Source organism: Tepidimonas thermarum (assembly GCF_007556705.1).
Taxonomy (GTDB): Bacteria; Pseudomonadota; Gammaproteobacteria; order Burkholderiales; family Burkholderiaceae_C; genus Tepidimonas; species Tepidimonas thermarum.
Window position 1 is genome coordinate 159026 of record NZ_VJOL01000001.1, and the last position, 24825, is coordinate 183850.

Below are 24825 nucleotides of genomic sequence, written 5' to 3' on the forward strand. Positions count from 1 at the left end.
CTATACTGCGCGCTCGTGCCGCCCCAGGTTGTTGCTGCGGGCGCCCGACCCCTTGCATTTCGTTGGTTTTCCGATCCATGTCCTCCACCCGCATCACGGTCGCCGGCGCTGGTTACGTCGGTCTGGCCAATGCCTTGCTGCTGGCCCAGCACCACCCCGTCACCGTTCTGGACATCGACGCCCGACGGGTGGCCGCGCTGCAGGCGCGCCGGCCCACGGTGCACGACGCCCTGGCCGAGCGCTGGCTGCGCGAGCGCCCCGAGCTGCGCCTCGACGCCACCACCGACGCCGCCCACGCGCTGGCCCAGGCCGACGTGGTCGTCATCGCCACCCCGACCGATTACGACCCCATCACCAACGCCTTCGACACCCGCAGCGTCGAAACCGTCGTCGCGCAGGCGCTGGCGGCCAACGACCACAGCACGCTGGTCATCAAGTCCACGGTGCCGGTGGGCTTTACCGAGCGGCTGCGCGCGCAGCATGGCAGCGATCGCATCGTCTTTTCGCCGGAGTTTTTGCGCGAAGGCCACGCGCTGGAGGACAACCTCGCGCCCAGTCGCATCGTGGTCGGCGACCGCGGCCCGCGCGGCCAGCAGGTGGCGCAGTGGCTGCGGCAAGGTTGCCGTGACCCACAAGCGGTGCCGGTGCTGCTGACCGACCCCACCGAGGCCGAGGCCATCAAGCTGTTTGCCAACACCTACCTGGCCATGCGCGTGGCGTTCTTCAACGAACTCGACACCTACGCCGCCACCCACGGCCTGGACACGCGCCAGATCATCGACGGCGTGTGCCTGGACCCGCGCATCGGCGCCGGCTACAACAACCCCAGCTTTGGCTACGGCGGCTACTGCCTGCCCAAGGACACCAAACAGCTGCTGGCCAATTACCGCGAGGTGCCGCAAAACCTGATTGGCGCCATCGTCGCCGCCAATGCCACGCGCAAAGACTTCATTGCCGACGACGTGCTGCGCCGCCAGCCGCGCACCGTGGGCGTGTACCGCCTGGTCATGAAGCAAGGCTCGGACAACTTCCGCGCCTCGGCCATCCAGGGCGTCATGAAGCGCATCAAGGCCAAGGGCATCCCCGTCATCGTCTACGAACCCGCCTACGAGGGCGAGGAGTTCTTCCACTCCCCCGTGGTGCGCGATTTGGCCGCTTTCAAAGCCCAGGCCGATCTGATCCTGGCCAACCGGCGCCACCCGGACCTCGACGACGTGGCCGACAAGGTGTACACGCGCGACCTCTTTGGGGGTGACGCATGACCCAGCCCCTGCGCGTCTTCATCACCGGCACCGCCGGCTTCATCGGCTTTCATCTGGCGCGGCTGCTGCTCGACGAAGGGCACACCGTGCACGGCTACGACGGCATCACCGACTACTACGACGTGCGCCTGAAGCAGCGGCGCCACGCGCTGCTGCGCGAGTACCCGGCTTTTACCGCCACCGAGGCCATGCTGGAAGACGCGGCGGCCCTGGAAGCGGCGACCCGCGCGGCCCAGCCCGACGTCATCGTGCACCTGGCCGCGCAGGCGGGCGTGCGCTACAGCCTGGAAAACCCGCGCGCCTACATCGACGCCAACCTGGTGGGCACCTTCCACGTGCTCGAGGTCGCCCGCGCGCTGCGGCCGCGCCACCTGCTCATGGCCTCCACCAGCAGCGTCTACGGCGCCAACACCGAGCTGCCCTTTGGCGAGGAGCGAAAAACCGACACCCCGTTGACGCTGTACGCCGCCACCAAAAAAGCCAACGAGGCCATGGCCCACGCCTATGCGCACCTGCACGGCGTGCCCACCACCCTGTTTCGCTTCTTTACCGTCTATGGCCCGTGGGGCCGGCCGGACATGGCGCTGTTCAAGTTCACCCGTGGCATCCTGGAGGGCACGCCGATCGACATCTACAACCACGGCGAGATGTACCGGGACTTCACCTACGTGGACGACCTGGTGCGCGCCATCCGCTTGCTCATCGACGCCGTGCCGAGCGCGCCCAGCGAGCGCCACGCCGCCAGCGGCTGGCAGCCGCTGCAAGGCGACACCCTGAGCCCTGTAGCGCCGTGGCGGGTGGTCAACATCGGCAACTCCGACACAGTGCGCTTGCTCGACTTCGTCGAGGCCATCGAAGCGGAGCTGGGCAAACCCGCGATCCGGAACTTCTTGCCGATGCAAAGTGGCGACGTGCCGGCCACCTGGGCCGACTGCTCGCTGCTCAAGCGCTTGACCGGCTACGCGCCGCAAACGCCGTTTCGCGAGGGGGTGGCGCGGTTCGTGCGCTGGTACCGCGAATACCACGGGGTCTGACACCCCCAACGGCAACGGCCCTGGCCGGCTTGCCGGACAGGGCCGTCACCCAAACGGCCTGGGCATCAGCCGGCCGGGCAGGAGCACCCGGCCTGGCGCCGCGCCTCAATGCACGGTGTGCCCGAACAGGAACTGCCCCGGTGCGCGCACCGGATCGACGTCCACCGGGATCTCGCTCTTGGGCGGGAAGCGCCCTTCGAGGATCAGCTTGGACAGCGGGTTTTCGATGCGCTGCTGGATCGCGCGCTTGAGCGGCCGCGCCCCAAACACCGGGTCGTAACCCACCTTGGCCAGCTCCTCCAGCGCCGCGTCGGTAAACGTCAGCGTCAGGTCCAGCTTGGCCAAGCGCTCCTGCAGCGTGCGCAGCTGGATGCGGGCGATGTTCTTGATGTGCTCGGCCCCCAGCGGGTGGAACACGACCGTCTCGTCGATGCGGTTGAGAAACTCGGGCCGGAAATGCGCCTTGAGCTCTTCCCAGACCGCGTCCTTGATGTCCTCCAGGTCCATACCCTGCGACGCCAGCGTCTGGATGCGCTGCGAGCCGATGTTGGAGGTCATGACGATGACGGTGTTCTTGAAGTCCACCGTGCGCCCCTGGCCGTCGGTCAGGCGCCCGTCGTCGAGCACCTGCAGCAGCACGTTGAAGACGTCCGGGTGGGCCTTTTCCACCTCATCGAGCAGCACCACGCTGTAAGGCTTGCGCCGCACCGCCTCGGTCAGGTAGCCGCCCTCCTCGTAGCCAACATAGCCCGGCGGCGCGCCGATGAGGCGGCTGACCGAGTGCTTTTCCATGAATTCGCTCATGTCGATGCGAATCATGTGCTGCTCGCTGTCGAACAGGAACGCCGCCAGCGCCTTGCACAGCTCGGTCTTGCCCACGCCCGTCGGCCCCAGGAACAGGAAGCTGCCCAGCGGACGGTTGGGGTCGCTCAGCCCCGCGCGCGCACGCCGGATGGCGTTGGAGACGGCGGCGATGGCCTCGTCCTGCCCCACCACGCGCTCGTGCAGCCGCTGCTCCATCTGCAACAGCTTGTCGCGCTCGCCCTGCATCAGCTTGGACACCGGGATGCCCGTGGCGCGCGAGACCACCTCGGCAATTTCCTCCGCGCCCACCTGCGTGCGCAGCAACTTCAAGCCCTTGGCGCCGTCTTTGCCAGCCTCGCGCGCCTGCGCCTCCTGCAGCCGGCGCTCCAGCTCCGGCAGACGGCCGTACTGCAGCTCGGCCACCTTGTTGAAGTCGCCTTTGCGCTTGAGCTCCTCGATCTGGAAGCGGATGCGGTCGATCTCTTCCTTGATCTGGGCCGAGCCCTGCACCTGCGCCTTTTCGGCCTTCCAGATTTCCTCCAGATCGGCGTACTCGCGCTCGAGCTTGGCGATTTCCTCCTCGATGAGCTCGAGCCGCTTGCGCGAGGCCTCGTCGGTTTCCTTGCGCACCGCCTCACGCTCGATCTTGAGCTGGATGAGCCGCCGCTCCAGCCGGTCCATGGCCTCGGGCTTGGAGTCGATTTCCATCTTGATGCGCGCGGCAGCTTCGTCGATCAGGTCGATGGCCTTGTCGGGCAGGAAGCGGTCGGTGATGTAGCGGTGCGACAGTTCGGCCGCGGCAACGATGGCCGGGTCGGTGATCTCCACGCCGTGGTGCAGCTCGTATTTTTCTTGCAGGCCGCGCAGGATGGCGATCGTGGCCTCGACGCTGGGCTCATCGACCAGCACCTTCTGGAAGCGCCGCTCCAGGGCCGCGTCTTTTTCGATGTACTTGCGGTACTCGTCGAGCGTGGTGGCGCCGATGCAGTGCAGCTCGCCGCGCGCCAGCGCCGGCTTGAGCATGTTGCCCGCGTCCATCGCGCCTTCGGCCTTGCCGGCGCCGACCATGGTGTGGATTTCGTCGATGAAGAGGATGATGCGCCCCTCCTCGGCCGCGATTTCCTTGAGCACGGCCTTGAGGCGCTCCTCGAACTCACCGCGGTATTTGGCGCCGGCCAACAGCCCCGCCATGTCCAGCGCCAGCACGCGCTTGTCCTTGAGGGTCTCGGGCACCTCGCCGTTGACGATGCGCTGCGCCAGCCCCTCGACAATGGCGGTCTTGCCGACCCCGGGCTCACCGATAAGCACGGGGTTGTTCTTGCTGCGCCGCTGCAGAATCTGGATGGTGCGGCGGATCTCGTCGTCGCGCCCAATCACAGGGTCGAGCTTGCCCTGCCGGGCGCGCTCGGTGAGGTCGAGCGTGTATTTTTTCAGCGCCTCGCGCTGGCCTTCGGCTTCGGGGCTGGTCACGTTCTGTCCTCCTCGTACGGCATCGATGGCCGCCTGCAAGGCGGCGCGGTTGAGGCCGGCCGCGCGCGCGGCGTCGGCGAATGCGGTCTTGGCGTCAGCCAGGGCAAGCCAGAACAGTTCACTGGCAATGAACTGGTCACCGCGCTTGAGCGCCTCTTTTTCGGCCGCCTGCAGCAGCGTCACCAGGTCGCGGCCGACCTGCACCTGCTCCTGCCCCTGCACCTGGGGCAAGCGCGCCACGGCATCGTCAGCCGCCTTGCGCAACGCAGGCACTTGCACGCCGGCGCGCTGCAACAGCGACGCCGACGGGTCCTGCCGCAGCAGGGCCGTGGCCACGTGCGCCGGCTCGATGTAGGCGTGGTCCTTGGCCAAGGCCAGGGACTGCGCCTCGGCCAGCGCTTCTTGAAACGAAGTGGTGAGTTTGTCAATCCGCATGGATGGCTCCAATGTTCAACTGCCTCTCCATGTGGGGGAGTTTGCCGCGCTTTCAAGCGGGCGGGATTTGACGCTGGTCAACGCCTGAGCCGTCGCAGGGCCCGTGTTCATGATCCAACCGCCAACGGCGCTGGCCGCGCTTCATCGTCAAGCGTTGCGCGCCGCGATGCCCCAGCGCGCCAGCGCCGCGTCGTCGCTGACCCGGGCATCGACCCAGCGCGCGCCGTTGGGCGTGTGCTCTTTTTTCCAAAACGGCGCCTGGGTCTTGAGGTAGTCCATCAAAAACTCGCAGGCCGCAAACGCCTGCCCACGGTGCGCCGAGGTGACCGCCACCAGCACGATCTGATCCTGCGGGCGCAGCGGGCCCACCCGGTGGATCACGCGCACGCCGCGGATGTCGAAGCGCCGCGCCGCCTCGTCGATCATGGCGTCGATGGCACGCTCGGTCATGCCGGGGTAGTGCTCGAGCTCCATCGTTGCCACGGCGTCGCCATCGTTGACGTCGCGCACGGTGCCGACAAAGGCGCACACCGCGCCCACCCCCGCGTCACCGGCCCGCAGCGCCGCCAGCTCCGCGCCGGTGTCAAAGTCGTCGTGCTGAATGACCACGCTGCGGCGCTCGAGTGCCATGGCTCACCCTCCGGTCACGGGCGGGAAAAACGCCACCTCCGCGCCTTCGTGCAGCGGCGTGGATTCATCGGCCATGACCTGGTCCACCGCCATGCGCAGCGCGCGCCCACGCGCCAGCACCTGCGCCCAGGCCCCCCCACGCGCGATGAGCTCGTCGCGCAGCGCACCCAGCGTCGCGGCCGATGTTTGCAGCGTCAGCGCATCGGTGCCAACGGCCTCGCGGATGGCGGCAAAAAAACGGAGCGTGACGTTCATGCAGAGCACAGCGGGACAACAACGCGATGGCGCATCATAGCGCCAGTTGGCGCAGCGTATCCGACGCCGCTGCCCGTCGGCCAGCGGGCGCGCCCCCCTGCATTCAGTCGAGCAGGGCCGCCAGCGGCAGGTAGCGCACCGTGTCGCCACGGGCGATGGCCTGCCCGGCGGGGAGGTCCACCAGGCCGTCGGCCCACGCCATCGAGGTCAGCACGCCCGAGTTCTGGTTGGGAAACAGATCCAACCCCCCGTGCGGGTTGCGGCGCACGCGCAAAAACTCGCGCCGCCGGTCCGGCCGCGGCCAGTCGAAGTGGGCCACCAGCGGCAGCGCCGGCGCAACCTCCGCGGCCACGCGCGCGCCCCCCAGCCGCAGCAAAAACGGCCGCGCCAGCAGCAAAAAGGTGACAAAGCTCGACACCGGGTTGCCCGGCAGCCCGATCACGTGGCAACGCCCCGTGCCCCCCGCGTGTGCCCGGTCGATCCAGCCATGTGCAAAGGGTTTGCCCGGCTTCATCGCGATTTGCCACAGGTCCAGCCCGCCGAGCGCCTGCACCACCGGCTTGACGTGATCCTCCTCGCCCACGGAAACGCCCCCGGTGGTGACGATGACGTCGTGGTCGCGCGCTGCGGCCAGCAGCGCCGCATGGGTGGCCGCGCGGTCGTCCGGGATGGGCGCGAGCACCGAGACCTCGCACCCCAGCCGGCGCAACAGCGGCTCGAGGAAAAAGCGGTTCGAGTTGTAAATGGCTCCGGGTGGCAGGGGCTCGGGCGGCAGGGCCCCGGGTTGGATCAATTCGTCCCCAGTCGAGGCCAGCGCCACCCGGACACGCCGGACCACCGGCAGCGCCGCGCAGCCCACCGAGGCGGCCAAGCCGGCCTCAGCAGCGCTCATGCGCGTGCCAGCCGCCACGACGACCGCGCCCGCACGGATGTCCGACCCGCGCCGCCGCACCCACTGGCCCTCGGCGGGCACGGCCGTCAGCCGCACCCAGCCGTGGCGGCCAGCTTCAGCGTCCGTTGGGGGGGCATCGACCACGATCGCCTCTTCCTGCATCACCACGGCATCAGCGCCGCGCGGTAGGGGCGCGCCGGTAAAAATCCGCGCCACCGTCCCGGGCGCCAGCTCGGCGCCGAAGTGGCCGGCCGCGATGCGCTGCACCACCGGCAGCGGCGCGCCGGCGGCCACGGCGCGCTCGACGTCGGCGCGGCGCACGGCGTAGCCGTCCATTTGGCTGTTGTCAAAGCCGGGCACATCGAGGGCGGACACCAGATCCTGCGCCAGCACCCGGCCGGCGGCCTGCTCGGTGGGCACACGCTCGACCTCCGCGATCGGCGTCAGCCCGCTGAGCAGGCGCTGCAGCGCCTCCTCCAGCGCCATCAGGCCCGGGCGGCTGCCCGGCGCGGCCATGGCAGCCCCCGTGGTCATGGTGCGCGGCTCCCTTCGCTGCACACGGTCTCGATGTAGGCCTTGACGCGCGCCGCGTCGGCGGGCATGACCTGCACGCGCTTGGGCAAGTCCTCGATCCCGGCAAACCGGGCGGGACGCTCGGGTTCGCGGCCCAGCGCCTCGACGATGGTGGCGGCAAATTTGATCGGCAACGCGGTCTCGAGCACGATCATGGGCACGCCGGGCTGCAGGTGCTCGCGCGCCACCTTGACGCCGTCGGCCGTGTGCGGGTCGATCAGCATGCCGTGGCGCTGCCAGACGTCGCGGATGGTGGCGATGCGGTTGGCGTGGGTGCTGCGCCCGCTGACGAACCCGTAGCGCGCCCGTGCCTCGGCAAAGGCCGGGGGCTGCGACAGGTCAAAACGCCCCTGGCGCGCCAGCGCTTCGCCGAACAGACGCTGGGTGGCAGCGGCATCGCGCCCCAGCAGGTCGAAGACGAAGCGCTCGAAATTGCTCGCCTTGCTGATGTCCATCGATGGGCTGGAGGTCTCGTGCGTCTCGGCGCTGCCGCGCACGCGGTAGACACCGGTGCGGAAAAACTCATCGAGCACGTCGTTTTCGTTGGTGGCCACGACCAGGCGCTCGATCGGCAGGCCCATCATGCGTGCGATGTGGCCGGCGCAGACGTTGCCAAAATTGCCGCTGGGCACGGCAAAGCTCACGCGTTGGTCGTCATGCTCGGTGGCCTGGATCCAGCCCGCAACGTAATACACCACCTGCGCCAGCAAACGCGCCCAGTTGATCGAGTTGACCGTGCCGATGCGCCAGCGGCGCTTGAACGCGAGGTCGGCGCTGACCGCCTTGACGATGTCTTGGCAATCGTCGAAGACGCCCTCGATGGCGATGTTGTGGATGTTGGGGTCCTGCAGGCTGTACATCTGCGCCTGCTGAAATGGGCTCATGCGCCCGTGGGGGCTGAGCATGAAGACGCGAATGCCACGCTTGCCGCGCATCGCATATTCGGCGGCGCTGCCGGTGTCGCCACTGGTGGCGCCCAGGATGTTGAGGGTCTCGCCGCGGCGCGCCAGCTCGTACTCGAACAGCTGGCCCAGCAGCTGCATCGCCATGTCCTTGAAGGCCAGCGTCGGGCCATTGGAGAGCCCCTCCAGCCACAAGCCGTCTTCGACGTGGCGCAGCGGCACGATCTCGCCGGTGCCAAACACCTCGGCCGTGTAGGTGCGCCGCAGCAGGGCGCGCAGGTCGTCGGCCGGGATGTCGTCGATGTAGAGCGACAGGATTTGAAACGCCAGCTCGGCGTAGCCCTGCTCATGGTAGGTGCGGCGCAGGCGCGCCAGATCCGCTGCCTCCAGGCGCGGGTAGTGCTCGGGCAGGTACAGGCCCCCGTCGGGCGCCAGGCCCTCGAGCAGGATGTCGCTGAAGCGGCGGCGCTCGGGGTGGCCGCGCGTGGACAGGTAGCGCATCAGGCCAGCTCCTCCTTGCGGATGCGCACGATCGGCGCCAGCACCGTGGGCAACGCCTGGATCGCCGCCAGCGCGCCATTCATCGTGCCTTCGCTGGTGTCGTGCGTGAGGATGATCAGATCGGTCTGGGTGCTGCCCTCGCCGCCCACCTCATCGGCCTCGCGCTGCAGCACCGCGTCGATGCTGATGCCGGCGCGCGCCAGGATGCCGGTGACCTCGGCCAGCACGCCGGCCTGGTCTGCCACACGCAGGCGCAGGTAGTAGCTGGTGACGACCTGCTCCATCGGCACGATGACCAGGTCGCTCATCGCCTGCGGCTGGAAGGCCAGGTGCGGCACGCGGTGCTGCGGATCGGCGGTGTGCAGGCGCGTCACGTCCACCAGGTCGGCGATGACGGCGCTGGCGGTCGGCTCGCTGCCCGCACCCTTGCCGTAATACAGGGTGGTGCCCACCGCGTCGCCCTGCACCACCACCGCGTTCATCGCCCCTTCCACGTTGGCGATGAGCCGCTTGGCGGGCACAAGCGTCGGGTGCACGCGCAATTCCACCCCCCCGGACACGCGCTTGGTGATGCCCAGCAGCTTGATGCGGTAGCCCAGCTGTTCGGCGTAGCGGATATCGGCCGCCTGCAAGCGGGTGATGCCTTCGACATACGCCTTGTCGAACTGCACCGGGATGCCAAAGGCCAGCGCGCTCATCAGCGTGGCCTTGTGCGCGGCGTCGATGCCTTCGATGTCGAAGGTGGGGTCGGCCTCGGCATAGCCCAGGCGCTGCGCCTCGCGCAGCACGGCGTCGAAGTCCAGCCCCTTGTCGCGCATTTCCGACAAGATGAAGTTGGTGGTGCCGTTGATGATGCCGGCCACCCACTCGATGCGGTTGGCGGTCAGCCCCTCGCGCAGCGCTTTGATGATCGGGATGCCGCCGGCCACCGCGGCCTCGAACGCCACCATCACGCCCTTGGCCTGCGCGGCGGCAAAAATCTCGGTGCCGTGCACGGCCAGCAGCGCCTTGTTGGCGGTGACCACGTGCTTGCCGGCCGCGATCGCTTCCAGCACGAGCTGGCGTGCAATGCCATAGCCGCCGATGAGCTCCACCACGATGTCGATGGCCGGGTTGGCGATGACGGCGCGCGCGTCGCTGACGACGCTGGCCGCATCACCGACGATGGCGCGCGCGCGCCCGACGTCGAGATCGGCCACCTGGGTGATCGCAATGCCGCGGCCGGCGCGGCGGCGGATTTCCTCTTGGTTGCGTTGCAGCACACGGTAGACGCCGCTGCCGACGGTGCCAATGCCCAGCAGGCCGACCTGGATCGGTTGGTGTTCGCTCATGGTGTGGGTGGTCCAACGTTGGTAAAAACAGGGTGGGCTCAATCGGTGCCCAAGCGCCGCCGCATGTGGCCCAGAAAGCGTGCGATGCGCCCGATCGCCTCGGCCAAATCGTCCTCATGCGGCAAAAACACCAGGCGGAAGTGGTCCGGCGTCGGGTAATTGAACCCGGTGCCCTGCACGATCAGCACTTTTTCTTCGGCCAGCAAATCGTAGGCAAACTGCTGGTCATCCTCGATCGGGTAGATCTGCGGGTCCAGGCGCGGGAACATGTACAGCGCGGCCTTGGGCTTGACGCAGGTCACGCCCGGGATCTCGGTCAACAGCCGGTGCGCCAGGTCACGCTGGCGGCACAACCGCCCGCCCGGCGCCACCAGGTCGTTGATGCTCTGGTAGCCCCCCAAGGCGGTCTGGATGGCCAGCTGCCCCGGCGTGTTGGCGCACAAGCGCATCGAGGCCAACATGTTGAGACCCTCGATGTAGTCCTTGGCGCGGCGCTTGTCGCCCGAGACGATCATCCACCCGGCGCGGTAGCCGCACGAACGGTAGTTTTTGCTCAAGCCGTTGAAGGTCACAAACAAAATATCGTCCGCCAGCGACGCGATCGAGGTGTGCACATTGCCGTCGTAGAGCACCTTGTCGTAAATCTCGTCGGCAAACACGATCAGCCCGTGCTTGCGCGCCAGCTCGACGATCGCCTGCAGCACCTCGACCGGGTAGAGTGCGCCGGTCGGGTTGTTGGGGTTGATGACGACGATGCCCTTGGTGGCCGGCGTGATCTTGCGCGCCATGTCCTCCAGGTCCGGGATCCAGCCGTTGGCCTCATCGCACAGGTAGTGCACTGGCGTGCCGCCCGACAGCGACACCGACGCCGTCCACAGCGGGTAGTCCGGCGCCGGCACCAAAATCTCGTCGCCAGCGTTGAGCAGCGCGTTCATGCTCATGGTGATGAGCTCGCTGGCGCCGTTGCCCAGGTACACGTCGTCGACCGTGACGCCGGCGATGCGCTTTTCCTGCGTGTAGTGCACGATGGCCTTGCGCGGCGCAAACAGCCCCTTGCTGTCGGTGTAGCCGGCCGCCTGCGGCAGGTTGCGGATCATGTCCTGCACGATCTCATCGGGCGGCTCCAGCCCGAACACCGCCAGGTTGCCGATGTTGAGCTTGATGATCTTGTGCCCGTCCTCCTCCATCTGGCGGGCCTTCTCCAGCACGGGCCCGCGGATGTCGTAGCAGACGTTGGCCAGCTTGGCCGATTTGTGGATCACGGAGGACGGCATGGCAGGTGTGCGGCGTAATCAGGCAGGCGGCCATGATAGCCACCCGGAACAGGGGTCAACCCTATAATTTCACCACAGTTTGACGCCCCGGCCCGCGCCGGCGCACGCGCATGAAAATCCAGCCCGACCGCATCGACACGCTTGCCATCCAGGCCCACGGGCCGGGCTGGGTGGTCGTCGGCGGCCAGCGCCATGAGCACAGCCTCATCGTCGGCAGCAACGGGCGGTTGCAGGCCTGGGCCTGCGCCTCGCACACCGAGCTGACCGCCCAGCACTTCGAGCAACTGGCCGAGGGCGACCCGGAGGTCGTTTTGTTTGGCAGCGGCCGGCGCCTGCGCTTCGTGCACCCCTCGCTGCTGCAGGGCCTGATCGCGCGCGGCATTGGCGTGGAGACCATGGACACGATGGCCGCCGCGCGCACCTACAACATCCTGGCCAGCGAAGGCCGGCGCGTGGTGGCCGCCCTGCTGCTCGAGCGCGACGGCGGTTGATCGGCGCCAAGCGCGGCCCCGACGCGGCGACAGGCGCCGGCGGGGGCCGGCTGATACGGAATCAAGACGCCCAATGTGCTAAAATAGCACAATGTTCGGCGCAGCCCATCCCGTCGCCGCCGAACGCGCGGCGCCCCATACCGCCACGCTGCGGCCGTGGGACAGTTTGGTGGGTACTGCGGTGTTTTCCCGAACGCCATCGACGAACCAACCACGCAGGGGACTTGCTTCATGGCCGTAGTCGTCAACAAACCCATTCCCGAATTCGAAGCCCAAGCGACCGGCGGCATCCAGGTCACCCACCAGTCCCATCGGGGTCAAATCCTCGTCCTGTATTTCTACCCCAAAGACCACACCCCTGGCTGCACCACCGAGGCCATGCAATTTCGCGACCAGTACGCGGAGTTCGTCAAGGCCGGCGCCCAGGTGTTTGGGGTGTCGCGCGACAACCTCAAATCCCACGAAGATTTCAAGGCCAAGCTCGGTCTGCCGTTCGAATTGATTGCCGACACCGAAGAAAAAATGTGCCATATGTTCGGTGTGGTCAAGAACAAAATCATGTACGGCAAAAAGGTCAAGGGCATCGAGCGCAGCACCTTTTTGATCAGCCCCGAGGGCATCCTGTTGCAAGAGTGGCGCGGGATCAAGGTTCCCGGTCACGTGGACGACGTGCTCAAGGCCGTCAAGATGCTCAAGAAAGTCGCATAAAGCCCACGGCCCCGCCGTGCACGCACCGCGTCCACACGCCGCCCCTCGGGGCGGCGTCGTTTTTTCTGGCATGATGAACCCATGCCACTGCCTCCGCCTCCTCGCCGCAAAGCCGACCGCGTCGATCTGAAACCCAGCGCCGAGCGCGCCGCCCCCCAGCCGGCTGACGCCGTGACCGACGCGACCGACGCGACCGACGCACCCGCGCTGGCCCTGCCGCCAGCCCTGGTGGATGCGCCACCCGCCGCCGAGCGCACCACGCGCCACACCCGGCGCAGCCGCGCCCGCCGTGGCGCCACCGCGGCGGCAGCCGCCCCCAGCGCGGTGCCCGTGGCGCCACCGGCCCCGCCAGCCCCGGCGCCAGCGCCAATGGATGCCTCGATGCCCGCGCCGCCGCCGGCCACCGGCGCCCCGGCCCCCGCCACCGAACGCCGCCCGGCACGCGCAGGACAGCGGCGGCGCCCCGCGAGCAACGGTCGCACGCGGCTGTTCGTGCTCGACACCAACGTGCTCATGCACGACCCGAGCAGCCTGTTCCGCTTCGAGGAGCACGACATCTTCCTGCCCATGATCGTGCTGGAGGAGCTCGACAACAACAAAAAGGGCATGAGCGAGGTCGCGCGCAACGCACGCCAGGCCAGCCGCTCGCTGGACGCGCTGGCCGCCACCGCCCAGGGCGACATCCGCGCCGGCTTGGCGCTGTCTGCGCTGGGCAACCGCGAGGCCACGGGCACGCTGTTCTTCCAGACCGAACCGCTCACCCACGCCCTGCCCGACGATCTGCCCCAGGGCAAGGCTGACAACCAAATCCTGTCGGTGGTGCAGGCGCTCAAGGCACGCCATCCGGAGCGTGACGTGGTGCTGGTGTCCAAGGACATCAACATGCGCATCAAGGCGCGCGCGCTGGGGCTGGCGGCGGAAGACTACGAAAACGACAAAACGCTCGACGACGCCGAGATGCTCTACACCGGGTCGCTGGCGCTGCCGGCCGACTTTTGGACCCGCCAGAGCAAGCGCGTGGAAAGCTGGCAACAAGGGGGGCACACCTTCTACCGCATCACCGGGCCGCTGGCCGAGCAGCTCTACCTCAACCAGTTCGTCTACTACGAGGCCGCCGGTGAGCCGCCCCTGTACGCACGCGTGGTGGAGCTGCGCGGCAAGACCGCGGTGCTGCGCACCCTCAAGGACTACACGCATCTCAAAAACGCGGTGTGGGGGGTGTCGGCGCGCAACCGGGAACAGAACTTCGCGCTCAACCTGCTGATGGACCCCGAGGTGGACTTCGTCACGCTGGCCGGCACCGCGGGCACCGGCAAGACGCTCATGGCCTTGGCGGCGGGACTGACGCAGGTGCTCGACGAGCGCCGCTACACCGAAATCATCATGACGCGCGCCACCGTCAGCGTCGGGGAGGACATCGGCTTTCTGCCCGGCACGGAGGAGGAAAAAATGGGCCCGTGGATGGGGGCGCTGGACGACAACCTGGAGTTCCTCTCCCAGGGTGCGCGCAACAACGCCGGCGAATGGGGGCGGGCGGCCACCCAGGACCTGATCCGCAGCCGCATCAAGATCAAGAGCCTGAATTTCATGCGCGGCCGCACCTTCCTCAACAAGTACGTCATCATCGACGAGGCGCAAAACCTCACGCCCAAACAGATGAAGACGCTCATCACCCGCGCCGGCCCGGGCACTAAGCTGGTCTGCATGGGCAACCTGGCCCAGATCGACACGCCCTACCTGACCGAGGGCTCATCGGGCCTGACCTATGTGGTGGACCGCTTCAAGGGCTGGCCGCACGGTGGCCACGTGACGCTGGCACGCGGCGAGCGCTCGCGCTTGGCGGACTTCGCCAGCGACGTGCTCTGACGCCGGCCCTGCCAAGGCCGCACGGGGGTGCCCGGGTACCCCGCTGCGCCACGCGCCATGCCTGATCACGCCGCCGCGGCAGGCACCGGGGTGCGGTCGGCCCCCGGCACGCGCTGCCGCGCCAGCAGGACGTACACCGTGGGCACGACGAACACCGTCAACAGCGTGCCCACCGACATGCCGCCCACGATCACCCAGCCGATTTGCTGCCGGCTCTCGGCGCCCGCGCCGCTGGCCAGCGCCAGTGGGATGGCACCCAGCACCATGGCCCCGGTGGTCATGAGGATGGGCCGCAGACGCAGTTCGGCGGCGCGCTGCACCGCAGCCAGGGTGGACTCGCCCTGCTGGCGCAGCTGGTTGGCAAACTCCACGATCAAGATGCCGTGCTTGGTGATCAGGCCCACGAGCGTCACCAGCCCGATCTGGCTGAAGACGTTGAGCGTGCCACCCGTGAACTTGAGCGCCGCCAGCGCCCCCAGCATGGACAGTGGCACGCTCAGCAAAATGACGAACGGATCGACGAAGCTTTCGAACTGCGCCGCCAGCACCAGGTAGATGAACAGGATCGCGAGCGCAAACACCAGCGCCAGCGACCCCGAGGCGGCGCGAAACTCGCGGCTGGAGCCGTTGAGGTCGGTGGTGTAGCCCTCGGGCAGCACCTCGCGCGCGATGGCGTCCATCACGCGCAGTGCCTCGCCCAGCGCAAAATCGGGCGCCAGGTTGGCGGTGATGGAGGCGCTGCGCCGCTGGCCAAAGTGGTTGAGCTCGCGCGGCGCCACGACCTCCTGCGTGCGCACCAGGGCCGACAGCGGCACCATGGAGCCGTCGCGCGCGCGCACGCTGAGCTGCTCGATGGCCTGCGGGGTGGCGCGCTGCGGCGCGTCGGTCTGTGTGATGACGTCGTACTGCTCACCCTCGCGTTTGTAACGCCCGACGACGCGCCCCCCCAGCATGGTCTCGACCGTGCGCGCGACCGCCTCGACGCTGACCCCGAGGTCGGCCGCGCGCTCGCGGTCCACCTCCAGCCGCAGCTCGGGTTTGTTCATGCGCAGATCGACGTCGACCTGCTGGAAGCCGGGGTAGTCGGCCATGCGGTTTTGGAAGTCGCGCACCACGCGCGCGAGGTTGGCGTAGCTGTCGCTGGTGGTGATGACGTAGTTGAGCGGCCGCTCGCGAAACCCCTGCCCCAACGACGGCGAGGTGATGGCAAACGCATTGACACCCGGCACCGCGGCCAGCCGCGGCGCGATCTCGCGCGCCATGGCGAGCGTGGTGCGCTCGCGCTCCTCCCAGGGCACGGCGCGGAAGAACACCGTGCCCTGCGACACCGTGGGATTGCCCACGATGTTGAAGATGCGGTCGAACTCCGGGTAGCTCTGGCCGATGCGCTCGATGGCCTGCGCATAACGGCGCGTGTAATCGGCCGTGGCGCCATCGGGCGCGTTGACGACGGTCAGGATGACGCCGCGGTCTTCGAGCGGCGCCAACTCCTGCTTGGTGGTGCGCAGCAGCCAGACGCTGGCGGCCGCGCTGGCCAGCATGATCAGCACCACCCCCCAGCGCAGCCGCAGTGCCGCCGCCAGCGCACGCCCGTAGCCGCGCGTGAGCGCTTGCAGCAGCGCCTCCATGCCGCGGTCGAAGCGGCCCGGCGCCGGGTTGTGCCGCAGCAGCTTGGCGCACATCATGGGCGACAGCGTCAACGCCACGAAGCCCGACACCAGCACAGCGCCGGCCAGCGCCAGGGCAAATTCGCCAAACAAGCGCCCCGTGCGGCCCGGGGTAAAGGCCAACGGGGCGTAGACGGCCGCCAGCGTCAGGGTCATGGCCACCACGGCAAAGGCGATTTCGCGCGCGCCACGGATGGCCGCCGCAAACGGCGTCATGCCCTCTTCGATGTGGCGGTAGATGTTTTCCAGCACGACGATGGCGTCGTCCACCACGAGCCCGATGGCCAGCACCAGGGCCAGCAGGGTCAGCGTGTTGATGGAAAACCCAAACAGCGCCATCAGCGCAAACGCCCCGATGAGGCTGACCGGGATGGTGACGAGCGGGATGATCGAGGCGCGCACCGTGCGCAAAAAGACAAAAATCACCAGCGTCACGAGCACCACCGCCTCGGCGATGGTGGTGTAGACCGCTTTGATCGAGCGGTCGATGAATACCGAGTTGTCGTTGGCAATGTCCACCTGCACGTCGGCGGGCAGATCCTCGCGCACCCGTTGCAGCAGCCCGCGCACCGAGGCCGAGAGCTCCAGCGGGTTGGCCGTGGCCTGCCGCAGCACGCCCAGCGAGACGGTGTCGCGTCCGTTCAGACGCACCGAGGTGCGCTCGTCCTGCGCGGCCTCCTCCACCCGGCCCACATCGCCCACACGCACCGGCTGGCCGTTGACCACGCGCACGACCACCGCGGCAAACTGCTCGGGCGTGCGCAAGTCGGTGGCGGCGGTGACGTTGAACTCGCGCTGCAGGCTCTCCACCCGGCCCGCCGGCACCTCGAGGTTGGCGCGGCGCAGCGCGTCCTCCACGTCCTGGACGGTCAGCCCGTAGGCGGCCAGCCGCAGCGGGTCGAGCCAGACGCGCATGGAAAACTTGCGCTCGCCATAGACGCGCACATCGGCCACGCCGGTGGCGGTCTGCAGGCGCGGCTTGGCGATGCGGTTGGCCAGGTCGGAGAGCTCCAGCGCCGAGCGCGACGCCGAGCTCAGGGCGATCCAGACGACCGGGAACGCGTCCGCTTCCACCTTGGCCACCACCGGCTCGTCGGCGGCGTCGGGCAGCCGCCCGCGCACGCGCGCCACCTTGTCGCGCACCTCGGCCGCCGCCGCGTCGGGGTCGCGCTCGAGGCGAAAGCGCACGGTGATCTGGCTCTGTTCCGGCCGGCTGATCGAGGTGATGACATCCACACCTTCGATGCCGGCCAGCGAATCCTCCAGCGGCTTGGTCACCTGGGACTCGACGACCTCGCTCGACGCACCGGTGAGCCGGGTGGTGACGGTGACGGCCGGCTCGTCGATCTTGGGGTATTCGCGCACCGTCAGGGCGCGAAACGAGACCAAGCCGATGAGCACGATGAGCAGCGACAGCACGGTGGCAAACACCGGCCGGCGGATGGCGATTTCGGGCAGTTGCATGCGCGTGCTCCTCCCGTGCCCTCAACCGCGCGGCGCGGCACCCACGATGCGCACCGGGACCGCGTCACCCTGCAGCCGCTGCTGCCCCGCCACGACCACGGTGTCGCCAGGACGCAGCCCGTCGAGCACCTGCACGCGCCCCTGCTGGCGCACCCCCAGCCGCACGGGCACGCGCCGGGCCACGGCCGGCCCCTCGGCGCCGGCCTCGCGTTCGACCCGAAACACCAGCGTTTGGCCGCCCAGGGGCACGATGGCCTCCTCCGGCACCAGCAGCGCGCCTTCGGTGACGCCCAGCACCAGCCCAACGCGCACGAACATGCCTGGCCGCAGAGGCGCGTCGCGTCCGGGCGTCAGCACCGCCCGCACGCGCAGCGCGCGCCCCTCGGCATCGACGAGCGGATCCACCGTGTCCACCGTGGCGGCAAAGGTCTGTCCCGGCAGCGCATCGGCACGCAGCTCCACCCCCTGCCCCCGCCGCACCTGGGCCTGGTAGCGCTCGGGCACGCGGAATTCGACGCGCAGCTGTGCGGTATCTTCCAGCCGCACCAGGTCGGCACCCTCGCGCACGTAGTCGCCGACATCGACCAGGCGCAGCCCCGCCACGCCGTCGAAGGGCGCGACGATGCGCATGCGCGCCAAGCGCGCCTGCGCCAGATCGACCTGCGCCTGGGCCACCTGCACCGCCGCGCGGCTTTCGTCGAGCACGCGCTGCGCGACGAACCCCTGGGCGACCAGCTCCTCGTTGCGGCGCAGGTTGGCCTGGGCCACCGCCAGCTGCGCACGGGCCTGCGCCAGCTCCGCGCGCGGCAGGGCGTCATCGAGCTGGACCAGCAGCTGCCCACGCCGCACCGGCGCCCCCTCGCGAAAGCCGAGCGCGACGATGCGCCCACCGACTTCCGGGCGCACGGTGACGCTCTGGCGCGATTGCAGCGTCCCGACCGCGGGTACCGCATCGACCACGCGCTGCACCTCGACCGGGGCGACTTCCACCGCCGGCTGGCCCCGCCCGCCAGGCGCTGCCCCCGGGGATGCCGCACCCGGGCCGGGCGCTGGGCGGGCGCCGGACCCGGTGTTGGATGCGGCCGCTGGCGCCTCACCCCGCGGGCCGGCGGTCGGTGTTTGCGCGTGCGCCGACGCGCCGCCGTCGGTGAGCCGCGGCAGCCACCAGGCCAACACCGCCGCCAGGCCCAGCCCGGTCCAAGCCGTTGCCTTTACCCATCGGGATCGGGTCATCGTCCACTGCTCCGCTTGTCTCGAAATCTCCCACTGTAGCAGCGCGGGCCCGATCGTGCAGCGGCTGGGTGCCGCCCCGGCGGCGCCGCATGGGGCCGTCCGCTGCGGTCGGCGCGCGGGGGCGCCGGCTCAGCGCGGCACGCCGCGGTTGGCCAGGGCGTCGGCGCGCTCGTTGCCGGGGTCGCCCGTGTGGCCGCGCACCCAATGCCAGGTGATGTGGTGCCCACGCTCGTTGACCAAGGCGTCGAGGGCGCGCCAGAGGTCTTCGTTCTTGACCGGCTGGCGCGCGGCGGTGCGCCAGCCGCGCGCCTTCCACCCCGGCAGCCACTCGGTGATGCCCTTGCGCACGTACTCGCTGTCCAAATACAACTGCACACGGCACGGCCGCTTGAGCGCGGACAGCGCCTCGATGACGGCGCGCAGCTCCATGCGGTTGTTGGTGGTGGCACGCTCGCCGCCAAACAGCTCGCGCTCGGCGCCGCCGGCACGCAGCAACGCGCCCCAGCCGCCCGGTCCGGGATTGCCTTTGCAGGCGCCATCGGTGTAGATCGTGACTTCGGTCATGGCAGTGTGGCTTCGCCGTCGGACGGTCGATCGCGGCGGGCGACCACGGCCGGGGCGGCAGCGGCCCGGGTCGGGCGCCACGCCGGCCCGAGCAAGTGCAAGCCGCGCACGCGCTTGACGGCGACGATGAAATAGACAGCCCCCAGCGGGGGCCACCAGCGCGCGCCCAGCCGATCCATCCAGGCCAAGCGGTCGAGCCAGCGCTGGGAGCGCACCGCCAAGCGGTAGCAGCCGTGCTGCGCCTGCGCAACCTCGAAGCTGAGCAACCGCAACCAGTCGCGCAAACGCCACGCGCCGATGAAGGCACCGGCCTCGGGCAAATACAAACGCGCCAGCGTCCAGCCGCCCAAGCCCAGGCGCGCCAGCGCGTGCGCGCGGTATTGGCGCAGCCCCCACCAGCTCGCCGGGTTGAGGCCGGAGATGATGACGCGGCCGTTGGGCACCAGCACGCGCTCGACTTCGCGCAGCACGGCGTGTGGATCGGCGCTGAGCTCCAGCGTGTGCGGCAACAACACCAGGTCGAGGCTGGCCGCAGGAAACGGCAGCGCCGCCGCGTGGGTGACCAAATCGACACCGCGCGCCGATGCCGCGGCCGCCGCGGCGATCGACGTCGGATCGGGTGCCTCCGGCAACGCCAGCCAGCGGTGCGGCATGCGGTTGCCCGCCAGCGCGTCGAGCTGCGGCAGCCCCAGCTGCAACGCGTGAAAGCCAAACGCATCGGCCACTGCTTCGGCAAAGCGGGCGCGCTCCCAATCGAGCAGGTAGCGCCCCGGCGGCGTGGCAAACCACGCCGCCAGCTCGGCGCCCAGGGCGGCGGACAGGGCTGCGGTGCCCTCGATCGGTTGGTCTGGCGTCGGCGCTTCGGCCACGGCGGTGGCGGCGTCAGGCGGTGGTTTCGGTGGCGGCGGCGACCGGCTGCTCGCCTTCGCCCAGCACGGTGGCGCGCACCATTTCGCGCATCAGGCGCTTTTCGGGAAAGCTCAGGTTGCGCCCGAGCTCGCGCCGAATGCGCATGAGGATGCGCCGGTCGGCCTCGGGCGGCACCCCCTGCTGGCTGCGCATGGCATCGGCCAGGTCCAAGCGCTCGTCGTGCGGCTCGTCGGCCCACCAGCCCTCGATGATGCGCGCCACCTGGGCACGCCATTGCGCATCGGGCTCGGCCACCGCCTCGGGCGCCGCCGGTGCTGCGCCCGAAAAGCTTTCGTCGTCGCCGGCCTGGCCGGCGCGCTGGGCGTAGTAGCCCGCCCCGGGGGTGGTCAGCGCGGTCCAGGCACTCAGCGGCATGGCCACGCGGCGGTCGGCCTGCATCAGCAGGCGTGCCCAGCTCGGGTCCTCGGCGGCCAAGCGGGCGTAATCGTGCACGGCATCATCGGCCACCAGCACCACGCGCGCGCCATGCCGCTGGGCCTCGTCGAGGTACGGCACCAAGCGCTCGTCGTCGCTGGCCACCAGCAGCCAGCCACTGCCGTGACGGGCCAGCTGCACCAGTTCCTGCCCCATGGCGCGGATGAGCGCCAGACCGCCATCGGTGGCGTGGCGCGGCACCAGGCGAAACACCACGTCGTCGTGGAGCTCGGTGGGCGCCGCATCGGTGTAGACCACGGTGCGCAGCAAGGGGGCCTCGGCCCCGGCCAGACGGGCCACATGGGAAAAGACCGCCGGCAGCGGCGCGCGTTGGATGGTCACCGATTCGGCCCCCGTGACCTGCGCGGCCAGCCAGGCCAAATACCGTTCGTCAACCAGCGCCACGACCGGGCCTTGAAGCGATGGGGAAGCCGTGGGGCCGCCGCTGCGGCCGGTGGCACGCTTGTGCAAGTGAAATTTGGTTTTCATCATCGATAGCATTGAAGGTCGAAGGCGGCGGCTAAAGGCCGGCCGCAGCGCATAAAGGCCCGCACGCGACACCACCAGGCCGCGCCCAACGGCGGCATGCCTGGCGCCGGCGGGGCCATGGGCCCCGCCGCCGGTGCGGACGGCCGCATTGTGCCGCAAGCGGCGCCGCCGAGCAGCGCGAGGCGCTCAGCGCGGGTCCGCGGCCGGTTGCGCGGGCGCCGCCGCCCCCAGCACCCACGCGAGCCGGCGTTGGGCGCGGCGCGCGGTCTCGGTGTCGCCCGCGGCCTCGGCCAAGCGCGCCTGCACCCCCAGCCACATGGCCAAAGGAACACGCCAGCCTTGCGCGGACGCGGTGTCCACCAACAACGCCACCCCGGCCGCGTCCAAGCGGCCGGCGCGCCAGGCAACGCCACCGCCCACCAAGCGGGCCAGCGGGTCGTCGATCGCAGCCAACAGCGGCGTCAGCGGCGTATCGGCGCCACCCGCTGCGCCACCAACTGCGCCCCCCGCCAGCGCAGCCGCCAGCGCCTGATGCACCGGGGGCAGCGCCGCGCGCTGCGCGGCGTCCAGCGGCTGCAGCGCCAGGTAGGCGGCGTAGGCGCGCTCGGCGGCGCCGGCATCGGGCAGGTAGGGTTGCGCCGGCAGGCAGCCGTCCCACGCCAGGGCGGCTTGGTCGAGCGCGCAGCGCGCCAGCGCCACGCGCGCCAAGGCGTCCGCCTGCCCGGAGGCCGCCGCCGAGCGCACCGCCGTCTGCCAGTGCTGCTGCGCCACGCGCGTGCGCCCGGTCAGCTGCGCGGCACTGGCCTGCTCGACGGCCAGCCGCGCCTGGAGCCGCCACTCGGGCACAGGTGGCGCGGCGCAGCCCGCCACCAGCGCCGCCCACACCAGGGCCAGGTGCCCGATCCGACCGCCCAGGATGGGCCGCAACGTCGTCTTCATGGCAACCGCACCTCCGCGTCGCGCGCAAACGGCCAGCGGCGCTGGATGTCGAGGATCATGCCATCGACGCGGCGCAAGGTGGCTTCCACCTCGGCGCGCAGCGCGTCCAGGTCCTGCGTGGCGGCGCGGGTGTTGCTGGCGATCCCGTGCACCTGTTCCAACACCCCGTCAACCCGCTGCAGGGTGGCGCGCACGCCCACCAGCAGCTCGCGCGCTTCGCGCGCACCGGCCTGCACCTCATCGGCCAGCCCCTGGGGGCCGAGCACGCGCGCGTCGGCACGCTCGATGAGCCGGTCGGTGCGCTCGGTCACGGCCTGCAGCCGCTGCAGCAGGCGGCGTGTGTCGTCCAGCGTGGCGGTGACGCGCGCCCGATCGGCCGGGTTGCCCACCAGCACGCCCAGGACGCCCTCGCGTCCGTTGGCGCGCGCCAGCAGCTGCTGGATGTCGCGCAGGCTGGCGTTGAGGGGCGCATCGGCGTCGGTCATCGCTTTGATCTGCTCGAGCAGCTCGCGCGCGAGGTTGACCATGCGCGGCAGGTCGGCCAGGGCATCGCCGCGCAGCACGTGTCGCTGCGCGCCGTCGGGCAGCAGCGGGCCTTCCAGCACCCCCGTGTAGGCGCGCAGCCGTGTGCCACCGACCAGGCCCCGCTCCATGGTGAACACGCTGCTGTCGCGCAGCCAATGGGCGTCGCGCCGCGCCACGTCCACCACGATGCGGGCATAGCCGTCGCCGCCGAGTTCGATGCGCCGCACGCGCCCGATCGGGAAGCCGGAAAACGTCAGGTCCATGCCAACGCTCACGCCTTCGGCGTCGTCGGCCAACAACACCAGCGTCTGCGTCGGCTCGAACACCCCGCGCGCATAAAGCAAATAGCCCGCCGAGGCCACCAACAGCGCACCCAGCAACGCGAGCAGCCAGCGCGCGCGGCGCTCCAGCGCCGGCGCGCCGTCATCGGCCGCGGACGGGGGTGTGGGTGGGGTGGACTCGGTGGCGTCTTGCATGGCTCAATAGTAGTTGCCAATCAACGACAGCAGTTCCACGGCCAGCAGCACGGCGGCGGTGCGCACGAGCGCCCGCACCTCGCCCGAAGGCTGCGGCTCAAACGCCGCCGCCATCGGCACCAGAGCCACCGCCAGCGCAAAGCCCAGGGTCTTGAGGGCAAAGATCAGCGTGACCGCAGGGGTAAAAATGTGCCCCACGGCACGCGTGTAGCCCGGCAGCGCCCAGGGCGTGAAGCCATAGAGGTTGAGGTAGGCGAGCACGAGCGCGATGACGACGCTGAGCAGCACCAGCAACACGGTCGCAAACACGCCGCCCAACACCCGTGGCAGAGCCAGCTCGCGCAACGGGTCGCCGCCCGCGGCGCGGATGGTGTCGAACACGCCGGCGGCGCGCAGGCGCTGCAGGGCCAGGCCGTGGCCCACCGTCACCCGCAGCAGCACGAACAACGCCGCCGTCAGCGGGATGAGTTCGAGCACCAGCACCCGCACCACCATGTCCACCGCGTAGGGCGTCAGGCCGTAGCCGATGGCGGTGACGACGACGATGCGGATGAGCACCTGCCCGAACAGGGTCGAGAGCACGGCATACCACGGCAGCGTGGGAAACGCCGCCGCCACCAGCTGCTCGGCCAGTGCGCGCCAGCGCGCCCCTTGGTAGCTCGAGCGCAAACAGGCCCAGGCCAGCACGCGACCGGTCAAGCGCAGCAAATGCCCCCAGTGCGACCAGGCGTGCCACCCGCCCCAGCGCCCCGGCGCGGACGGCGACGGTGGGGGTGGGGCGTGCGGTGGGACGCTCATGGCGTGAGGATATCAGCCCTCCAAGGCCCAGACGATGTGCTCGCGCACCCAACCGGTGGGGTCGGGATCGTTGCATGCGCTGGCCAGGGCGGCCGTGATGGCAGCCGCGCTGGCCGTGTCGCCGCGCGCGCGGGCGGCGGCGCGCGCATTGCCCAGGGCCACCGCCAGGTTGCGTCGCCAGCGGGCGTAGCCGATGCGGCGGATCGCGCTGCCTTCGGTGAGGCGCTCGAAATCGGCCTCGGTCCACGCCCACAGCTCAAGCAGGCGCGGCGCGGCAAGTGGCGCGCGCGCATCGAAGTCGGGCAGCGGGCTGCGGCGTGCGTACTTGTTCCAGGGGCACACCAGCTGGCAGTCGTCGCAGCCGTAGATGCGGTTGCCCATGGGCCGGCGCAGCGGCTCGGGGATAGGGCCGTCGTGCTCGATCGTCACATACGAAATGCAACGCCGGGCATCCAGGCGGTACGGTGCCACGATAGCCTGCGTTGGGCACACGTCCACACAGGCGCGGCAGCGGCCGCAGTGCGCGGCCACGGCAGGCGTCGGTGGCGTGCACCGCCGCATTCTAGGGCGGCGCGTGCGCGTGCGTTGGCTCACAGCGAGCGGTTGCGCGCCAGCGGCGGGTTGTGCTCGAAGTAGCGCTGGATGCCACGCGCCAGCGCTTCGGCCATGCGGGCTTGGAACGCCGGGTCGCGCAGCCGGCGTTCTTCGTCCGGGTTGCTGAGGAAGGCGGTCTCCACCAGCACGCTCGGGATATCGGGCGCGCGCAGCACGGCAAAACCCGTTCGAGCAGCTGGGGACCCACGCCCTGCCGGAGTCGCAGCTCGACCGCTTTTTGATGCGCCTGTCGCTGGGCTATCCCACACCGGCCGCGGAGCGCGCGCTGCTGTGCGGCGAGGAC

The 24825-nt window shown here is 69.8% G+C and carries 20 protein-coding genes and 3 pseudogenes; 6 read left to right on the top strand and 17 right to left on the bottom strand.

The genetic code is table 11. The features are described 5' to 3' along the window. Window positions 1-77 precede the first annotated feature (77 nt). Window positions 78-1262 (top strand): nucleotide sugar dehydrogenase, encoded by a 1185-nt coding sequence (locus Tther_RS00730; RefSeq protein ID WP_143899835.1) that lies wholly within the window; start codon window positions 78-80, stop codon window positions 1260-1262. Then, a complete protein-coding gene (locus Tther_RS00735) occupies window positions 1259-2296 on the top strand; it encodes an NAD-dependent epimerase/dehydratase family protein (RefSeq protein ID WP_143899836.1) in 1038 nt (345 codons plus the stop codon). The genes Tther_RS00730 and Tther_RS00735 overlap by 4 nt, the downstream gene beginning before the upstream one ends. Window positions 2297-2401: 105 nt before the next feature. Here Tther_RS00735 and clpB read toward each other — a convergent pair whose 3' ends face one another. From clpB to Tther_RS00770, 7 genes are all read right to left on the bottom strand, one after another. Continuing rightward, the gene (gene clpB, locus Tther_RS00740) at window positions 2402-5005 is read right to left on the bottom strand and encodes an ATP-dependent chaperone ClpB (protein ID WP_143899838.1); all 2604 of its coding nucleotides are present in this window, start codon (window positions 5003-5005) and stop codon (window positions 2402-2404) included. Between the two features lie 147 nt (window positions 5006-5152). Next, window positions 5153-5635, bottom strand: coding sequence for a molybdopterin synthase catalytic subunit MoaE (gene moaE / locus Tther_RS00745; RefSeq protein ID WP_143899840.1), 483 nt, complete (start codon window positions 5633-5635; stop codon window positions 5153-5155). A 3-nt stretch (window positions 5636-5638) separates the two neighbouring features. Further along, the gene (gene moaD / locus Tther_RS00750) at window positions 5639-5890 is read right to left on the bottom strand and encodes a molybdopterin converting factor subunit 1 (protein WP_143899842.1); all 252 of its coding nucleotides are present in this window, start codon (window positions 5888-5890) and stop codon (window positions 5639-5641) included. Between the two features lie 103 nt (window positions 5891-5993). Beyond that, window positions 5994-7316 (bottom strand): molybdopterin molybdotransferase MoeA, encoded by a 1323-nt coding sequence (locus Tther_RS00755; RefSeq protein ID WP_246098844.1) that lies wholly within the window; start codon window positions 7314-7316, stop codon window positions 5994-5996. Next, the gene (thrC, locus tag Tther_RS00760) at window positions 7313-8758 is read right to left on the bottom strand and encodes a threonine synthase (protein WP_143899844.1); all 1446 of its coding nucleotides are present in this window, start codon (window positions 8756-8758) and stop codon (window positions 7313-7315) included. Before thrC ends, Tther_RS00755 begins: the two co-directional genes overlap by 4 nt. Further along, window positions 8758-10089 carry a homoserine dehydrogenase gene (locus Tther_RS00765; RefSeq protein ID WP_143899845.1) on the bottom strand — a complete coding sequence of 444 codons (1332 nt, stop codon included), beginning with the start codon at window positions 10087-10089 and terminating at the stop codon, window positions 8758-8760. Before Tther_RS00765 ends, thrC begins: the two co-directional genes overlap by 1 nt. Before the next feature lie 38 nt (window positions 10090-10127). Further along, on the bottom strand, window positions 10128-11363 hold the full coding sequence (locus Tther_RS00770) for a pyridoxal phosphate-dependent aminotransferase (protein WP_143899847.1): 1236 nt from the start codon (window positions 11361-11363) through the stop codon (window positions 10128-10130). A gap of 110 nt (window positions 11364-11473) precedes the next feature. Between Tther_RS00770 and Tther_RS00775 the strand changes: the two genes are divergently transcribed. The 3 genes from Tther_RS00775 to Tther_RS00785 all read left to right on the top strand — a co-directional run bounded on the left by Tther_RS00775 (window position 11474) and on the right by Tther_RS00785 (window position 14428). Then, window positions 11474-11854, top strand: a complete 381-nt coding sequence (locus tag Tther_RS00775) for an Mth938-like domain-containing protein (RefSeq protein WP_143899849.1) — start codon at window positions 11474-11476, stop codon at window positions 11852-11854. Between the two features lie 231 nt (window positions 11855-12085). Then, window positions 12086-12562 carry a peroxiredoxin gene (locus tag Tther_RS00780; RefSeq protein ID WP_143899851.1) on the top strand — a complete coding sequence of 159 codons (477 nt, stop codon included), beginning with the start codon at window positions 12086-12088 and terminating at the stop codon, window positions 12560-12562. A gap of 81 nt (window positions 12563-12643) precedes the next feature. After that, window positions 12644-14428, top strand: a complete 1785-nt coding sequence (locus Tther_RS00785; RefSeq protein WP_143899853.1) for a PhoH family protein — start codon at window positions 12644-12646, stop codon at window positions 14426-14428. 65 nt (window positions 14429-14493) lie between these two features. On the opposite strand, the gene Tther_RS00790 is transcribed toward Tther_RS00785, so the two are convergent. The 10 genes and pseudogenes from Tther_RS00790 to Tther_RS00835 form a co-directional block, all read right to left on the bottom strand. Further along, complete coding sequence (locus tag Tther_RS00790; protein WP_143899862.1) at window positions 14494-17559, bottom strand: efflux RND transporter permease subunit; 3066 nt, start codon at window positions 17557-17559, stop codon at window positions 14494-14496. Between the two features lie 21 nt (window positions 17560-17580). After that, entirely contained in the window at window positions 17581-18792 is a 1212-nt protein-coding gene (locus Tther_RS00795; protein WP_143899864.1) for an efflux RND transporter periplasmic adaptor subunit, read from the bottom strand. Between the two features lie 129 nt (window positions 18793-18921). After that, complete coding sequence (gene rnhA, locus Tther_RS00800) at window positions 18922-19356, bottom strand: ribonuclease HI (protein ID WP_143899866.1); 435 nt, start codon at window positions 19354-19356, stop codon at window positions 18922-18924. After that, window positions 19353-20153: a class I SAM-dependent methyltransferase gene (locus tag Tther_RS00805; RefSeq protein ID WP_143899908.1), complete on the bottom strand. Its 801-nt coding sequence runs from the start codon at window positions 20151-20153 to the stop codon at window positions 19353-19355. The genes rnhA and Tther_RS00805 overlap by 4 nt, the downstream gene beginning before the upstream one ends. Before the next feature lie 85 nt (window positions 20154-20238). Next, window positions 20239-21192: a hypothetical protein gene (locus tag Tther_RS00810; protein WP_185974957.1), complete on the bottom strand. Its 954-nt coding sequence runs from the start codon at window positions 21190-21192 to the stop codon at window positions 20239-20241. Between the two features lie 183 nt (window positions 21193-21375). Continuing rightward, window positions 21376-22128 (bottom strand): hypothetical protein, encoded by a 753-nt coding sequence (locus tag Tther_RS00815; RefSeq protein ID WP_143899870.1) that lies wholly within the window; start codon window positions 22126-22128, stop codon window positions 21376-21378. Continuing rightward, entirely contained in the window at window positions 22125-23129 is a 1005-nt protein-coding gene (locus tag Tther_RS00820) for an MlaD family protein (protein WP_143899872.1), read from the bottom strand. Before Tther_RS00820 ends, Tther_RS00815 begins: the two co-directional genes overlap by 4 nt. Window positions 23130-23132: 3 nt before the next feature. Next, window positions 23133-23927 carry an MlaE family ABC transporter permease gene (locus Tther_RS00825; protein ID WP_143899873.1) on the bottom strand — a complete coding sequence of 265 codons (795 nt, stop codon included), beginning with the start codon at window positions 23925-23927 and terminating at the stop codon, window positions 23133-23135. A 12-nt stretch (window positions 23928-23939) separates the two neighbouring features. Beyond that, window positions 23940-24473: pseudogene (queG, locus tag Tther_RS00830) on the bottom strand (tRNA epoxyqueuosine(34) reductase QueG); the annotation flags it as partial. A 44-nt stretch (window positions 24474-24517) separates the two neighbouring features. Further along, window positions 24518-24709, bottom strand: a pseudogene (locus Tther_RS00835) (N-acetylmuramoyl-L-alanine amidase family protein); the annotation flags it as partial. Between Tther_RS00835 and Tther_RS00840 the strand changes: the two are divergent. Next, window positions 24694-24825 (top strand): annotated as a pseudogene (locus tag Tther_RS00840) (AAA family ATPase); the annotation flags it as partial. The pseudogenes Tther_RS00835 and Tther_RS00840 sit on opposite strands and share 16 nt — an antisense overlap.

Coding starts and splice junctions, on each gene's coding strand:
- Tther_RS00795 (WP_143899864.1), bottom strand. CDS start 18,792: ATGACCCGATCCCGATGGGTAAAGGCAACGGCTTGGACCGGGCTGGGC.
- Tther_RS00815 (WP_143899870.1), bottom strand. CDS start 22,128: ATGAAGACGACGTTGCGGCCCATCCTGGGCGGTCGGATCGGGCACCTG.
- Tther_RS00755 (WP_246098844.1), bottom strand. CDS start 7,316: ATGACCACGGGGGCTGCCATGGCCGCGCCGGGCAGCCGCCCGGGCCTG.
- Tther_RS00735 (WP_143899836.1), top strand. CDS start 1,259: ATGACCCAGCCCCTGCGCGTCTTCATCACCGGCACCGCCGGCTTCATC.
- rnhA (WP_143899866.1), bottom strand. CDS start 19,356: ATGACCGAAGTCACGATCTACACCGATGGCGCCTGCAAAGGCAATCCC.
- moaD (WP_143899842.1), bottom strand. CDS start 5,890: ATGAACGTCACGCTCCGTTTTTTTGCCGCCATCCGCGAGGCCGTTGGC.
- thrC (WP_143899844.1), bottom strand. CDS start 8,758: ATGCGCTACCTGTCCACGCGCGGCCACCCCGAGCGCCGCCGCTTCAGC.
- Tther_RS00780 (WP_143899851.1), top strand. CDS start 12,086: ATGGCCGTAGTCGTCAACAAACCCATTCCCGAATTCGAAGCCCAAGCG.
- Tther_RS00730 (WP_143899835.1), top strand. CDS start 78: ATGTCCTCCACCCGCATCACGGTCGCCGGCGCTGGTTACGTCGGTCTG.
- Tther_RS00770 (WP_143899847.1), bottom strand. CDS start 11,363: ATGCCGTCCTCCGTGATCCACAAATCGGCCAAGCTGGCCAACGTCTGC.
- moaE (WP_143899840.1), bottom strand. CDS start 5,635: ATGGCACTCGAGCGCCGCAGCGTGGTCATTCAGCACGACGACTTTGAC.
- Tther_RS00775 (WP_143899849.1), top strand. CDS start 11,474: ATGAAAATCCAGCCCGACCGCATCGACACGCTTGCCATCCAGGCCCAC.
- Tther_RS00825 (WP_143899873.1), bottom strand. CDS start 23,927: ATGAGCGTCCCACCGCACGCCCCACCCCCACCGTCGCCGTCCGCGCCG.
- Tther_RS00810 (WP_185974957.1), bottom strand. CDS start 21,192: ATGATGAAAACCAAATTTCACTTGCACAAGCGTGCCACCGGCCGCAGC.
- clpB (WP_143899838.1), bottom strand. CDS start 5,005: ATGCGGATTGACAAACTCACCACTTCGTTTCAAGAAGCGCTGGCCGAG.
- Tther_RS00765 (WP_143899845.1), bottom strand. CDS start 10,089: ATGAGCGAACACCAACCGATCCAGGTCGGCCTGCTGGGCATTGGCACC.
- Tther_RS00790 (WP_143899862.1), bottom strand. CDS start 17,559: ATGCAACTGCCCGAAATCGCCATCCGCCGGCCGGTGTTTGCCACCGTG.
- Tther_RS00820 (WP_143899872.1), bottom strand. CDS start 23,129: ATGCAAGACGCCACCGAGTCCACCCCACCCACACCCCCGTCCGCGGCC.
- Tther_RS00785 (WP_143899853.1), top strand. CDS start 12,644: ATGCCACTGCCTCCGCCTCCTCGCCGCAAAGCCGACCGCGTCGATCTG.